13 protein-coding genes are annotated in these 13,592 nt (G+C 42.5%); 10 read left to right on the top strand and 3 right to left on the bottom strand.

Features of this window, described 5'->3' with window-relative positions:
- Positions 1-116: 116 nt before the first annotated feature.
- The 4 genes from NSQ43_RS11890 (at position 117) to NSQ43_RS11875 (ending at position 5,588) form a co-directional block, all read left to right on the top strand.
- Positions 117-1,793, top strand: coding sequence for a methylmalonyl-CoA mutase family protein (locus NSQ43_RS11890; RefSeq protein WP_339250456.1), 1,677 nt, complete (start codon positions 117-119; stop codon positions 1,791-1,793).
- On the top strand, positions 1,790-3,943 hold the full coding sequence (gene scpA, locus NSQ43_RS11885; RefSeq protein ID WP_339250454.1) for a methylmalonyl-CoA mutase: 2,154 nt from the start codon (positions 1,790-1,792) through the stop codon (positions 3,941-3,943). Before NSQ43_RS11890 ends, scpA begins: the two co-directional genes overlap by 4 nt.
- A gap of 41 nt (positions 3,944-3,984) precedes the next feature.
- Positions 3,985-5,025: a methylmalonyl Co-A mutase-associated GTPase MeaB gene (gene meaB, locus NSQ43_RS11880; protein ID WP_339254894.1), complete on the top strand. Its 1,041-nt coding sequence runs from the start codon at positions 3,985-3,987 to the stop codon at positions 5,023-5,025.
- 122 nt (positions 5,026-5,147) lie between these two features.
- Positions 5,148-5,588, top strand: a complete 441-nt coding sequence (locus NSQ43_RS11875) for a BrxA/BrxB family bacilliredoxin (RefSeq protein WP_339250452.1) — start codon at positions 5,148-5,150, stop codon at positions 5,586-5,588.
- A 38-nt stretch (positions 5,589-5,626) separates the two neighbouring features.
- On the opposite strand, the gene prli42 is transcribed toward NSQ43_RS11875, so the two are convergent.
- A complete protein-coding gene (gene prli42, locus NSQ43_RS11870) occupies positions 5,627-5,722 on the bottom strand; it encodes a stressosome-associated protein Prli42 (RefSeq protein ID WP_339250451.1) in 96 nt (31 codons plus the stop codon).
- Between the two features lie 114 nt (positions 5,723-5,836).
- Between prli42 and mce the strand changes: the two genes are divergently transcribed.
- Genes mce through rnz form a run of 6 tightly spaced genes read left to right on the top strand, consistent with a single transcriptional unit; the run spans position 5,837 to position 11,617 of the window.
- Positions 5,837-6,256 (top strand): methylmalonyl-CoA epimerase, encoded by a 420-nt coding sequence (mce, locus tag NSQ43_RS11865; protein ID WP_339250449.1) that lies wholly within the window; start codon positions 5,837-5,839, stop codon positions 6,254-6,256.
- Positions 6,243-7,790, top strand: a complete 1,548-nt coding sequence (locus NSQ43_RS11860; protein ID WP_339250447.1) for an acyl-CoA carboxylase subunit beta — start codon at positions 6,243-6,245, stop codon at positions 7,788-7,790. The genes mce and NSQ43_RS11860 overlap by 14 nt, the downstream gene beginning before the upstream one ends.
- A gap of 27 nt (positions 7,791-7,817) precedes the next feature.
- Complete coding sequence (locus NSQ43_RS11855) at positions 7,818-8,945, top strand: M20/M25/M40 family metallo-hydrolase (RefSeq protein ID WP_339250445.1); 1,128 nt, start codon at positions 7,818-7,820, stop codon at positions 8,943-8,945.
- A 2-nt stretch (positions 8,946-8,947) separates the two neighbouring features.
- Positions 8,948-9,424, top strand: a complete 477-nt coding sequence (locus NSQ43_RS11850; RefSeq protein ID WP_339250444.1) for a chemotaxis protein CheW — start codon at positions 8,948-8,950, stop codon at positions 9,422-9,424.
- Positions 9,425-9,480: 56 nt separating this feature from the next.
- Complete coding sequence (locus NSQ43_RS11845) at positions 9,481-10,662, top strand: DNA polymerase IV (RefSeq protein WP_339250442.1); 1,182 nt, start codon at positions 9,481-9,483, stop codon at positions 10,660-10,662.
- Positions 10,663-10,678: 16 nt separating this feature from the next.
- Positions 10,679-11,617: a ribonuclease Z gene (gene rnz, locus NSQ43_RS11840; protein ID WP_339250440.1), complete on the top strand. Its 939-nt coding sequence runs from the start codon at positions 10,679-10,681 to the stop codon at positions 11,615-11,617.
- Positions 11,618-11,669: 52 nt separating this feature from the next.
- On the opposite strand, the gene namA is transcribed toward rnz, so the two are convergent.
- Both namA and proC read right to left on the bottom strand, forming a co-directional pair.
- Positions 11,670-12,689 carry an NADPH dehydrogenase NamA gene (namA, locus tag NSQ43_RS11835; protein ID WP_339250438.1) on the bottom strand — a complete coding sequence of 340 codons (1,020 nt, stop codon included), beginning with the start codon at positions 12,687-12,689 and terminating at the stop codon, positions 11,670-11,672.
- Between the two features lie 70 nt (positions 12,690-12,759).
- Complete coding sequence (gene proC, locus NSQ43_RS11830) at positions 12,760-13,590, bottom strand: pyrroline-5-carboxylate reductase (RefSeq protein WP_339250436.1); 831 nt, start codon at positions 13,588-13,590, stop codon at positions 12,760-12,762.
- Positions 13,591-13,592 lie beyond the last annotated feature (2 nt).

Here is a 13,592-nt window from a genome sequence, read left to right as displayed (position 1 = left end):
TTTGTCGTTCTGACTTTCAATGAAATTACATGTCGGGTACACTATAATTAGGCATAAAAGAAAAAATTCTATATAATTTACACGACTCCTCATGAATAACGAAAGGAGCAATTCCATTGACAATTGAGAATATGAAAAAAACAACATTTGAAAAAGCAGACTTCAGGCAGTGGAAAGTACTTGCCGAACAATCACTAAAAGGAAAGCCTTATGAGAGTTTATTAACAGAAACTTGGGAAGGCATCAACCTACAACCTCTCTACTATGAAAAAACAAACTCAAAAAACACCAAAATCATTCAAACGATGAAAGATAGTCCGGATTGGATAATTGCACAACAAACTATTGCCGATGATGCATCATCTTTTATTAACCAACTAAAAAGTTCACTTGAAAAAGGAAATGAATCCATCGTTTACGATGGCATGTTTCAATTTGACTGGGGAGATGAAGAATTACTGCAGTTGGCTTCATTGCTATCGGAGTACCCGGTGTTTTTTATGAACATCGCAAGTGATGATCCTATTTTAAGAGCTTTTGATTTTGTTCATCATGAAAATAGGGAGACAGTGCAGGGTGTCGTTCAATTGAAGGATTGGGTAATTCCGGTCGGGTATAAAAAATTAAGGACGGACGGTGCGGATCTTTGGAAAGTACATCATGATGGTGCCGATGCTGTAACTGAACTTGCGATAGCCCTTTCTGAGGCTGCCCGAATTGCTGGAGCAGCGGAATCATTCCAAACGTTTGCAGATAATTTCTTCGTCCGTTTTGCAATTGACACGCATTTCTTCATGGAAATCGCTAAATTACGGGCATTCCGCATACTATGGAAAGCTTTTTCAAACGCATACGAAATAGAAGATGCACCACATATTCCTGTAATGGCTGTCACTTCTTTAAGATCTTACTCGAAACTTGACCCTTACGTGAATTTACTGCGGGCGGGGAATGAAACATTTGCATCAATTTTGGGTGGGGCTGACATAATTACAGTTCATCCACACGATATTTTGACAGGTCCAAATGAAAGTTCGATACGATACGCAAAAAATATTCAACTTGTATTAAAGGAAGAAACACATGTGGAAAAAGTGTTGGACCCTGCAGGCGGATCGTATTTCATCGAAGACTTAACAGATGAGCTTGTTGAAAAGGCGTGGGCATTGTTCTTGGAGATTGAAAAAAATGGTGGGATTCACGTCTTTCTTCAAAGGGACGAATTGAAAGAACTTTTATCAAAACGTCAATCAGAAGTGAATACTAACAAAAAGTCACTGATCGGAACAAATATCTATGCTGATCTTGGAACTACGAATTTTGCGGATAACGATGCATATAAGCAACTGAATCGATTGGCGAAACCATTCGAGAATCTTCGGAAAAAAGCAAGTGAAAACCAACCTAAAACCGTATTACTGACATTCGGAGAGTTGAAAAACTTCAAGCCACGTGCTGATTTCGTTACGGGATTCTTGGCTTCTGGTGGTATAAAAAGCGAATGGAGTCCTTCATTCCAATCAGCTGAACAGGCTATTGAATGGTTGGAAACAGTGAAACCTGATTATGCGATAGTCTGTACTACGGACGAAGAACTTTCCGGTAGAATTGTAGAGTCAATCCTTGAAAAAATGCCTGAAGGCCTTTTATTGGATGTTGCCGGTAAAGTCGATAAAGAGACTGAGCAAAAGTGGATTGAAAAAGGGTTGAACGGCATTATTTACAATGGTCAAAACAAAATTGAAAAACTCTATTCCATTTTTGATGCATGGCAAGAGGGGGCTGCGAAATGATGAAACCGGATTTCAATAAAGTCGATATTAGCAAGTTGAAAATCTCAAACCGTTCGATCAACAATGAAAAGCCTTTCCTGACGAATGAAGGGATTGAAATAAAGAAGAGCTATTCAAATGAGGATTTTAATGGAGTTTCTCATTTAGAGGATTTTCCGGGTATCGCACCGAATACTCGTGGACCCTATCCAACAATGTATGTAGCACGTCCATGGACGGTTAGGCAGTACGCAGGGTTTTCAACTGCTGAAGAAAGTAATGCATTCTATCGTCGAAACTTGGCAATGGGACAAAAAGGATTGTCTGTGGCATTTGACCTTGCGACACACCGCGGGTATGACTCCGATCATCCAAGGGTAACAGGAGATGTTGGTAAGGCTGGTGTCGCGATCGATTCTGTAGAAGATATGAAGATACTTTTTGACGGGATCCCTCTCGATCAAATGTCGGTATCAATGACGATGAATGGTGCAGTTCTTCCAATCATGGCGTTTTATATCGTTGCTGCAGAGGAACAAGGCGTTACTACTGAAAAGCTCTCCGGAACGATTCAAAATGATATTTTGAAAGAATATATGGTACGTAACACGTATATCTTCCCACCGGAAATGTCGATGCGTATAATTGCAGATATTTTTGAGTATACATCGAAGAATATGCCGAAATTCAACTCCATTTCAATTTCGGGCTACCATATGCAAGAAGCCGGTGCCACAGCGGATATCGAGTTAGCTTATACATTGGCGGACGGGTTAGAGTATGTCCGCACTGGTCTGAAAGCGGGAATCGATATCGATTCATTCGCCCCGCGCTTGTCTTTCTTCTGGGCAATTGGCATGAATTACTTTATGGAAATAGCCAAAATGCGCGCGGCGCGTAAAATATGGGCACAAATGATGCAATCCTTTAACCCATCAAACCCGAAATCACTCGCTTTACGAACACATTCACAAACTTCAGGATGGAGTTTGACAGAGCAGGATCCGTTTAATAATGTTACACGGACATTGATTGAGGCGAATGCTGCAGCGATGGGGCATACACAATCATTGCATACCAATGCACTTGACGAGGCCATTGCTTTGCCGACAGATTTCTCGGCAAGAATTGCTCGAAATACACAATTATTCCTTCAAGAAGAAACGTATATGACGAAGACGATTGACCCATGGGGTGGTTCTTATTATGTCGAAAAGCTCACCGACGAATTGACGGAAAAAGCTTGGGCTTTAATCGAAGAGATCGAAGAATTGGGTGGTATGGCGAAAGCAATTGAAACAGGACTTCCGAAGATGAAAATCGAGGAAGCGGCTGCAAAACGTCAAGCGAAGATCGATTCCCGTGCCGAAACGATTGTTGGAGTAAATAAATACCGTCTTGAAAAAGAAGAGCCGATTGATATTTTGGATATCGACAATACGCTTGTGCGCCAAAAACAAATCGAACGTATTCATGACATGAAAAAGAATCGAGATGAAAATGAAGTCAAAAAGGCGTTGGAAGCACTTACTCACGCTGCGGGGAATGGTGAAGGAAATCTATTAGCGTTATCGGTGGACGCAGCAAGGGCAAGGGCGACAATAGGGGAAATCTCGGATGCAATTGAGAAAGTGTCCGGCAGACATAAGGCGGTGATTCGTTCGGTGAGTGGCGTATACAGCTCGAATTTCAGCAATGCGGAAGAAATCGAAGAAGTTAAAAGAATGTCCGACGAGTTTTTGGAAAATGAAGGGCGTCGACCGCGAATTCTAATTGCGAAAATGGGTCAGGATGGACATGACCGTGGCGCGAAAGTAATTGCCTCATCATTCGCCGACTTAGGCTTCGACGTGGATATTGGTCCATTATTCCAAACACCGGAAGAGACTGCTTTGCAAGCTGCAGAAAATGATGTGCATGTTATCGGAGTAAGTTCACTTGCTGCAGGCCATAAAACACTTGTGCCTACATTGCATAACGAACTGAAGAAAATTGGACGTGAAGACATCCTGATTGTTGTCGGCGGAGTCATTCCTGCCCAGGATTATGACTTCCTAAGAAAGAATGGCGCCACGGCAATATTCGGTCCTGGAACGGTCATCCCTGTTGCTGCCCAGAAAGTGATTGAAGATATTTACAAAGCGCTCGGTTATGAGGAAGTGACAGAGTGAATAAAAAGAATCGTTTACAGGACGACAGCGCATTGCATGTAATGAACGGCATTGAGTCCTCACATGATGGCATGGTTGCCCCAACTCGCAAACGATTTGTTAAAAAAGAACGAACGATTGAGATAGAGGATCTTTACACAGAAATCCTTAACGGATCAAGGCTTCATTTATCCAAAGCAATCACATTGCTCGAAAGCATCAATGAAACGGATAAAAATGCAGGTCAGGATTTGTTGAAAATGCTGCTCCCGAAAACTGGAAACAGTATTCGAATTGGCATTACAGGAGTTCCAGGGGCAGGGAAAAGCACATTCATCGAAGCTTTCGGGCTTCAGTTAGCCGAACTTGGCCATAAAGTCGCCGTTTTAGCGATTGACCCAAGTTCAACAGTAACTGGCGGAAGCATATTAGGCGATAAGACAAGAATGGAGACGCTCGCGAGGCATAAGAACGCCTTCATCCGGCCATCGCCTTCATCCGGAACACTTGGCGGTGTCCACAGAAAGACGCGAGAGACAATGCTCTTATGCGAGGCCGCCGGATACGACATCATACTAATCGAAACGGTCGGAGTCGGTCAAAGTGAAACCGTCGTTAGAGGAATGGTCGACTTCTTCATGCTACTTGTCCTGACCGGGGCGGGTGATGAATTACAAGGAATGAAAAAGGGGATAATGGAGCTCGCAGACGCCATAATCGTCCATAAAGCGGATGGCGATAACTTGAAGCTTGCCAAAAAGACAGTAAGAGAATACAGTCAATTGCTTCATTTCCTCCAACCCGCAACACCGGGATGGACAACCACCGCCATGTTAGTCTCATCCCTACAAAATACCGGACTCGACCAAGCATGGGAGACAATCACAAACTTTCAGAAAGAAATGATGGCAAGTGGTGTATGGAACGAACGCAGACAAATACAGACAAAAGACTGGTTCCACTCCATGATCCGCGACCGACTAATCGACAACTTCTTCTCCGAAAAAGGAAAAAAAGAACTTGTAACCGATTTAGAAGGACAGTTGTTGTCAGGCGATATTACAGTCGCAAATGCAGTAGACAGGATTTTCTCAAATGATTAGAATGTATTAGGATTGAAGCAAAAATCCGTTTTCACGAAATTATTCATTCCTAATATATCTTTTTTGCAACTATATGTACCACCTGCTATGATAAACTCATACAAAGAAAGGGGACGACTAAAATGACAATGGACTTCAATTTTTATATGGATGAAATCACAAAAACAGCCCGCACAGAAATGGAAGCAAGCGGCTACGAACAACTAACAACACCAGAAGAAGTAGACGCGGCATTCAAACGCCCAGGAACTACACTAGTAATGGTAAACTCCGTATGCGGTTGTGCAGGAGGCATCGCACGTCCAGCAGCAGCACACGCCGTCCATTACGACAAACGCCCTGACCACCTTGTCACAGTGTTTGCAGGACAAGATAAGGAAGCTACCGCATTCGCACGTATGATCTTCGGCGAAGACCATCTTCCATCATCACCATCATTCGCATTATTAAAAGATGGAAAACTTGTAGCAGAAGTAGGGCGCTACGAAATAGAAGGACATGACCCAATGTCGGTCGTTACAAACCTACAAGGCTATTTCGAAGAATACTGCGAAGAAGTTTAATAAATAAAAAAACAGTCCAATTCGGGACTGTTTTTTTATTATAGAAACATGCTTAATCCAAATAAAATACTAGAAGCGACCATTGCCACAACCATCATATATACAACGAACTTTTGAACTTTTTTATTGCTCATTGGGCAATTCTCCTTACATTCAATATACATACATTTTAACAGAAACACAGAAATTCTCAAGGTGTAGCGGAATTATTCACAAAACGTTACAATGAAATAGGGAGGGAATGCGAGATGAAAAAAGTAGATCACATCGGTATAGCAGTCAAAGATATTACGAATGCGCTTCCACATTACATAGATACATTGGGGCTTACTTTGCTTGGTATCGAAGAAGTTGAAAATCAGAAAGTGAAAGTGGCTTTCATAGATGCCGGCAACGTCAAGCTCGAATTGTTAGAGCCTATCGGTGAAGAAGGCGCGATTGCGAAGTTCATCGAAAAGCGCGGAGAGGGAATTCATCATATCGCCTTCGGTGTAACGGATATTAGAAATCGAATGATTGAACTGAAGGAAAAAGGTGTTCAGCTACTTCAGGCGGAGCCGAGTATTGGTGCAGGAGGTGCCGAGGTAGCCTTCATGCATCCGAAATCTTCCTTCGGCGTGCTATACGAACTATGTGACAAAGGGGACATGCCAAATGGACATTTATGATAAAATCAATGAATTATATGATAAGAAGAGAGAAATAGAATTAGGCGGTGGTGACGAGCGAATTGCAAGACAGCATGAAAAAGGTAAGTTGACCGCTCGGGAACGTATTAGTCTATTGTTAGACGAAGGGTCTTTTGTTGAGTTAAATCCATTTGTCATCCATCGAACACGTGATTTTGGAATGGATAAACAGATGGGGCCAGGTGATGGTGTAGTGACTGGTTACGGAAAAATCGACGGACGTCCAGTTTACCTTTTTTCTCAAGACTTCACCGTTTTCGGCGGCGCACTTGGTGAAATGCATGCTATGAAAATTGCAAACGTCATGGACCTCGCAGCGAAAAACGGAGCACCATTCATAGGTCTTAATGATTCAGGCGGAGCGCGCATTCAGGAAGGCGTTGTTTCATTGGACGGATATGGGGAAATTTTCTACCGGAATGCTATCTATTCGGGCGTGATTCCGCAAATTTCAGTCATCTTAGGTCCATGTGCGGGCGGAGCTGTTTATTCGCCAGCTATTACTGATTTTGTTCTTATGACTGATGAAACGAGCCAGATGTTTATCACAGGACCTAAAGTGATAGAGACGGTTACAGGTGAAAAAATTTCTTCAGAAGACTTAGGTGGATCAAAAGTACATAATTCAATTAGCGGAAATGCTCACTTCCGTGGGAAAGACGAAAAAACAGTCTTGGAGCAAGTCCGTCATCTACTTTCCTATCTTCCTCAAAATAACAATGAGAAAGCACCTATGGTGAAAGTGGATTCGAATGACCATTATCGAAGTGATTTGGCAGATGTTGTGCCATATGAAACGACCCGCCCTTATGACGTTCGGAAAGTTATAGAGCAGGTTGTAGACAAAGATTCTTTCCTTGAGGTTCAGGCTGAGTTCGCGAAAAATGCGGTCGTTGGATTTGCAAGAATGAATGGCGAGTCGGTCGGTTTGATTTGTAATCAGCCTAAAGTAATGGCTGGTGGGTTGGATATCAATTCATCCGATAAGATTGCCCGGTTCATCAGGACATGTGATTCTTTCAATATCCCGTTAATCACATTTGAAGATGTGACTGGATTCTTCCCAGGTGTCAAACAGGAGCATGGGGGCATAATTCGTCATGGAGCTAAAATCCTTTATGCCTATTCTGAAGCTACCGTTCCTAAGATTACGGTCATCCTTCGCAAAGCTTTTGGTGGAGCTTACGTGGCATTGAATTCGAAAGCAATTGGAGCAGATGTCGTCTATGCTTGGCCGAATGCTGAAATTGCGGTAATGGGAGCAGAAGGCGCGGCGAACATTATTTTCGCAAGAGAAATCATGAACAGTGAGAATCCGGAGGTTACAAGGGCGGAAAAGATTGAGGAATATCGGACGAAATTCTCGAATCCATACGTAGCAGCATCACACGGTATGGTGGACGATGTCATAGATCCCCGGGAAACCCGCATCAAATTGTTACAGGCACTCGAAATGATGAGAAATAAACAGGAAACCCGACCTCGTAAAAAGCATGGAAATATTCCACTATAAGAAAGACTATCAAAGGAGCGATACAAGATGAATGAGCAAAGATTATTGGATGAATTTTTTGAACTTGTACAAATCGACTCAGAAACAAAACATGAAGAAGTGATTGTAACTGTATTAAAAGAGAAAATGGAAGCACTTGGCTTTTCCGTTTTTGAAGATGATTCAAAAGAAGTTACAGGCCACGGAGCTGGAAACTTAATTGCAACTTTAAAGGGTACAGTAGAAAACGCGGATCCCATTTATTTCACTTGCCATATGGATACGGTAGTGCCAGGTAAAGGTATTAAACCTGAGTTACGAGAAGATGGCTATATTTATTCTGACGGAACGACGATTTTGGGAGCAGATGATAAAGCTGGCCTTGCAGCTTTATTTGAAATGGTAAGGGTATTAAAAGAAAGCGGACAGCCTCATGGGGATATCCAATTTATCATTACAGCAGGTGAAGAGAGTGGGCTTGTTGGAGCAAAGGCAATGGATCCTTCCCATTTAAAAGCAAAATATGGTTATGCTGTTGACAGCGATGGTAAAGTCGGAGGCATTGTAACAGCTGCCCCATACCAAGCAAAACTGCTTACAACAATTTACGGGAAGACAGCACATGCGGGTGTGGCACCGGAAAAGGGAATTTCGGCAATAAATATTGCTGCGAAATCGGTTGCTGCTATGACACTTGGCAGAATTGACTCCGAGACGACAGCAAATATCGGCCGCTTCGAAGGTGGGCAAGCTACAAATATTGTATGCGATGAAGTTCGGATCTTAGCGGAAGCTCGTTCCATTAATCCTGAAAAACTGGATAAACAAATTGCGCATATGGTTGAGACTTTCGAAAAGACTGCAGCTGCAATGGGCGGAAAGGCTGAAACAGAAGTGAAGTTAGCGTATCCTGGCTTCAGTTTTGGTGAAGAGGCGGAAGTTGTTCAGACAGCGATGCAGGCTATACGCAATATTGGAAGAACTCCGGAATTGATGACAAGTGGTGGCGGGAGCGATGGAAACGTCTTTAATGGTGCGGGTGTTCCAACTGTCACTTTATCCGTCGGCTATGAAGAAATTCATACGAAAAATGAGCGCATGCCAGTAGAAGAATTGAATAAGCTGACAGAGTTATTGATTGAAATTGTTCGAATTGCAGCTGCAAAAGGAGCTTGACGATGGGCGATCTAAAGGCGGTCATCGTTCAATGCGGGCAAGAAGAATACGCGCTGCCCTTGGATATTGTCATTTCCGTTGAAAAGTTGCAACAAGTGAACCCAATACCACATCTACCGGAATATATGCTTGGGTTGATGAAAATAAGAGGAGAATTAGTACCTATTTTGGATTTCCAATGGATACTATACGACAATTCAGCTAAGGACCATAAAACTGCGAAAGTAGTTGTTGTCCGTACAGAAGGTCTCGATATCGGATTACTCGTCCTTGATGCAAAGGAGATTCTTGATATATCTAAGGATACATTTTCATCATCCGAACTACTTTCCCATTCAAAAACACCTTATTTTACAACGATAGCTAATTTGGAAGAACGGATGATCACGGTTGTCGATCCGCAAATTCTATCGGAAAGGCTAACAGGAATGGACGTAATAGGGGACTATATCCGCTCACTAAAGATAGAGGAATCTTAAAAGACTACCGGATGGTGTGCATCCATCCGGTTCATTTTTCAATTGGAGAGAGGCACATGACTGAGATTAGAGCATCACATGCTAGAGTCATCCTACATCTTGATATGAATAGTTTTTTTGCTTCGGTCGAACAAGCCCATGACCCGAAATTGAAAGGAATTCCGATGGCGGTAGCTGGGAATCCGAAGGAAAGACGCGGAATCCTTGTCACATGCTCGTATGAGGCAAGGGCGCTTGGTATTTATACAACGATGTCTGTAGGTGAAGCTAAAAGAATATGCCCTGAACTGGTCCTTGTCCCACCTGATCACGAGAAATACCGGATCGCTTCTGATGCGGTTTTTTCGATTTTACGGACCTATACTGATCTTGTTGAACCTGTTTCGATTGATGAGGCTTTTATCGATATTACCAATATTGGCGGTCTTACGAATGCTGTTCAAATTGCATCGCATATGCAACAGCGTATATTGGCTGAATTAGATCTGCCGTGCTCTATAGGAATTGCTCCGAATAAATTTCTTGCTAAGACGGCATCCGATATGAAAAAACCGATGGGTATCACAATTTTACGGAAAAGGCAGGTACCCGATATTCTATGGCCACTTCCGGTTATTGAAATGCATGGCGTTGGGCAGAGTACAGAAAAGCGATTGAATGAAATAGGTATTAAGACAATCGGAGATCTTGCAAAAGTTGATGAAGTGCTTATTAAAGCGTCGTTAGGTAAAAATGGAGTGCGTCTCCGTAACCGTGCGAACGGTATTGACCACCGTCCGGTTGATCCAGAAGCGGCGGAGGAGCGTAAAAGTGTTGGAAGCTCTACAACTTTACCAATCGACGAGACCGAATTAAGTTCTTGCCTTGAAATATTTAAGCATTTGGCAGTCAAAGTTTCCAAACGGTTGGAGAGGAATGGAGTAGCAGGAAATGTTGTCATGATACAAATCCGTACATCCGAGTGGCGTAACCAAACAAGGAGTCGTACAGTATTGAACCCATTGTATAAATCGAATGATATTTACAAGGAAGCGGCAGACTTATTCAAACGGCATTGGGACGGGGAGCCCGTTCGGTTATTGGGGATTACTATTTCGAATACCATCCCAATGAATGAGTTGTATGAACAATTGTCGATTGATAATTTTGAGATGCATGCGAAAGAAGCTACAGTGGATGAACTCGTTGCAAAACTTGAGAAGAAATTTGGTCCAAACTCAGTTAAACGAGGTATGTAAGAAGGGAGCGACTCAGATGGAAATCTTTTTTTTGGGGACGGGCGCAGGCATGCCCTCCAAGTTACGCAATACGTCTTCATTGATCCTGAATCTTTCTGCTGAACAGGAAGGCTACTGGATGTTTGATTGCGGTGAAGCGACCCAGCATCAGTTGCTTAGAACCTCAATTAAACCAAGGAAAATCAATAAGATTTTCATCACCCATTTACACGGAGATCATATTTTCGGCTTGCCGGGCTTCCTTGGTTCTCGATCGTTTTTAGGTGGAGAAGAAGAATTGACCATTTATGGCCCAGTCGGGATAAAAGAATGGATCACCACTTCACTTAGAATTACAAAAACCCATTTGACCTATCCAGTAACTATAAAGGAAATCGACTCAAGCATCCTTTTTGAGGATGATCAATTTAAAATCACGACGAAGGAACTTGAACATGTGATTGAATGTTTTGGTTTCAGGATTGAACAAAAGCCACTGCCTGGTAAATTGTTGATTGAAAAAGCGGTTGAGGCAGGTGTGCCGAAAGGACCTTTATTAAAAAAGTTAAAAGACGGGGAAGATATTCAGTTAGAAAATGGACAATTTGTTTATAGCCAAGATGTAACAGGCGCTCCGCAAAAAGGCTTTACGATAACAATCCTTGGAGATACGCGATATTGTGAAGCTGCACTTGAGTTGGCAACAGACGCAGACATTTTAGTTCATGAAGCGACTTTTGATAGTGAAACAGGTGAGCTTGCGAATGAATATGGGCATTCAACAATCGCAGATGCAGCAAGGACTGCAAAAGAGGCTAATGTTAGGGCTTTAATCGCAAATCATATCAGTGCGCGGTTCATGCCAAGTGATCTCATGAAATTAAAGGAACAAGGCACCGCAATCTTTCCAAATCTTCATATCGCTGATGATTTCAGCCAGTTTGAATGGAAAGACGAGCAACTGATAAAAAAATAAGCTGTCGCCCAGTCATAAAATGACCGCGACAGCTCTTTGCTATTTTGTAAACCTAAAAAATCCAGCCTCGTTTGTATTGAACAGGCGACTCAATCTCTACACCCAATTCCATTGCGGCTGAATACGCCCAGTATGGATTCCTCAACAATTCACGGGCTAACAAGACTAAATCGGCACGGTCGTTTTTCAAAATTTCTTCCGCTTGAATTCCAGTTGTTATTAATCCGACTGCCCCAGTTGCAATTTTAGCACCCTTTTTAATTTCTTCAGAGTAAGGTACTTGATACCCAGGGTAAGCGTCAATTTTGGCTGGAACAACAGCGCCAGAACTCACATCTATTAAGTCAACGCCTTGTGTTTTCATCCAATTCACCATCTCTATGTAAAGAGTTGGAGACATACCACCTTCTACATAATCCTCAGCAGAAATTCGTACGAATAACGGGCCATCCCAAACCGAACGGACTGCATCAATAATTTCTCGTAAGATGCGGTAGCGGTTTTCGGATGAACCACCATATGCATCGTCTCGCTTATTTGAAAGAGGGGAAAGAAATTCATTGATCAAATAACCATGTGCGCCATGCAATTCAATCACATCAAAACCGGCTTTCTTCGCTCGGATTGCACCATCTTTAAACGCATTGACTACTGTTTTAATATCTTCAACTGTCATTTCAACAGGAGTTTTATATTGTTCATTGAATCGGATAGCACTTGGCGCATAAATGTCACCATCTACAGTCGCTTTCCGACCGGCATGAGCAAGTTGGATTCCTGTCTTTGCACCATGCTGTTTCATAAGACGTACAATTTCAGAAAGTCCTTCAAGATGGTCATCACTCCAAATTCCTAAATCCTGGGCAGAAATGCGACCTTCAGGTAAAACTGCTGTCGCTTCGACGATTATCAAACCGACTTGTCCGACAGCGCGAGTTGCGTAATGTGTTTTATGCCAATCTTCTACTTTACCGTCCATATTATGAGAAGAGTACATGCACATAGGTGCCATAACGATACGATTTTTGAACTCCACACCACGTATTGAATACGGTGAAAATAATTTTGCCATTTACTTTCCTCCTAACAGCTACAATAACCAAAGTATAACAAACCGCCTGACAAAAAGCGTTTTGTTTGCTCTACTCTTTCTTTGGGGCAGGAGAGGAAAGGTACCCTAATTCCCGTGAGCGGATTTCAGCACTATGAACGCATTCCGCAATTATTCTTTTAAAAGAATTCCTTTCAAGTGCCTTAATGCCAGCCTCTGTTGTTCCGTTAGGACTTGTTACATTCTTCCGCAGCAATGCAGGCTCTTCACCTTTTTGTTTCAACATCGCTGCAGCTCCAACAAAAGTCTGGATAACTAATTCCCGAGCAACTTCTTTTGACAAGCCTTCTTCAACCGCAGCTTCTTCCAAAGCCTCTACCATATAATACACATATGCTGGTCCGCTACCTGACAAAGCTGTTACCGCATGTAATTGATCCTCATTCACTTGCTTTACAATTCCAATCGATGATAACAGTTCTACGATTCGATCTTGTAGTTGTGCATCAATCGCACTATTCCATGACACACCAGTTGCTGATTTTCCGATTGTAGCAGATGTATTCGGCATCGAACGTGCAATAGGACGTTTTCCAAGCCCTTTTTCAATTGTCGAGATTGGGACACCGGCAATTACTGACAATACAGCAGACTTTTCATTTAACTCATCTACAATATCTTTCATAGCCTGGTAGATATCTTTTGGCTTTGTTGCGAGTACGACAAGATCTGCTTCATGTAATGCCTTTCGCTCGGGACAGAGAATAGATACTCCATACGTTTGTTGCATATAGTGGAGCCGTTCGTCATCCGACTTATTCATGACATATATATCATCCGGAGACATTACGCCACAATCCACAATTCCGGCTATTATCGCTTCTGCCATTGAACCTGCGCCTACAAATACGATTTTTCCCATTA

The organism is Sporosarcina sp. FSL W8-0480 (assembly GCF_037963765.1).
Classification (GTDB): domain Bacteria; phylum Bacillota; class Bacilli; order Bacillales_A; family Planococcaceae; genus Sporosarcina.
This window is presented reverse-complemented; position numbering and strand designations above follow the sequence as displayed.

Excerpts from the sequence above, each read along its gene's own strand:
- namA (WP_339250438.1), bottom strand. The coding sequence starts at position 12,689 with ATGGCAAAATTATTTTCACCGTATTCAATACGTGGTGTGGAGTTCAAA.
- NSQ43_RS11845 (WP_339250442.1), top strand. The coding sequence starts at position 9,481 with ATGACTGAGATTAGAGCATCACATGCTAGAGTCATCCTACATCTTGAT.
- proC (WP_339250436.1), bottom strand. The coding sequence starts at position 13,590 with ATGGGAAAAATCGTATTTGTAGGCGCAGGTTCAATGGCAGAAGCGATA.
- mce (WP_339250449.1), top strand. The coding sequence starts at position 5,837 with ATGAAAAAAGTAGATCACATCGGTATAGCAGTCAAAGATATTACGAAT.
- meaB (WP_339254894.1), top strand. The coding sequence starts at position 3,985 with ATGAACGGCATTGAGTCCTCACATGATGGCATGGTTGCCCCAACTCGC.
- NSQ43_RS11855 (WP_339250445.1), top strand. The coding sequence starts at position 7,818 with ATGAATGAGCAAAGATTATTGGATGAATTTTTTGAACTTGTACAAATC.
- rnz (WP_339250440.1), top strand. The coding sequence starts at position 10,679 with ATGGAAATCTTTTTTTTGGGGACGGGCGCAGGCATGCCCTCCAAGTTA.
- NSQ43_RS11875 (WP_339250452.1), top strand. The coding sequence starts at position 5,148 with ATGACAATGGACTTCAATTTTTATATGGATGAAATCACAAAAACAGCC.
- NSQ43_RS11860 (WP_339250447.1), top strand. The coding sequence starts at position 6,243 with ATGGACATTTATGATAAAATCAATGAATTATATGATAAGAAGAGAGAA.
- scpA (WP_339250454.1), top strand. The coding sequence starts at position 1,790 with ATGATGAAACCGGATTTCAATAAAGTCGATATTAGCAAGTTGAAAATC.
- prli42 (WP_339250451.1), bottom strand. The coding sequence starts at position 5,722 with ATGAGCAATAAAAAAGTTCAAAAGTTCGTTGTATATATGATGGTTGTG.
- NSQ43_RS11850 (WP_339250444.1), top strand. The coding sequence starts at position 8,948 with ATGGGCGATCTAAAGGCGGTCATCGTTCAATGCGGGCAAGAAGAATAC.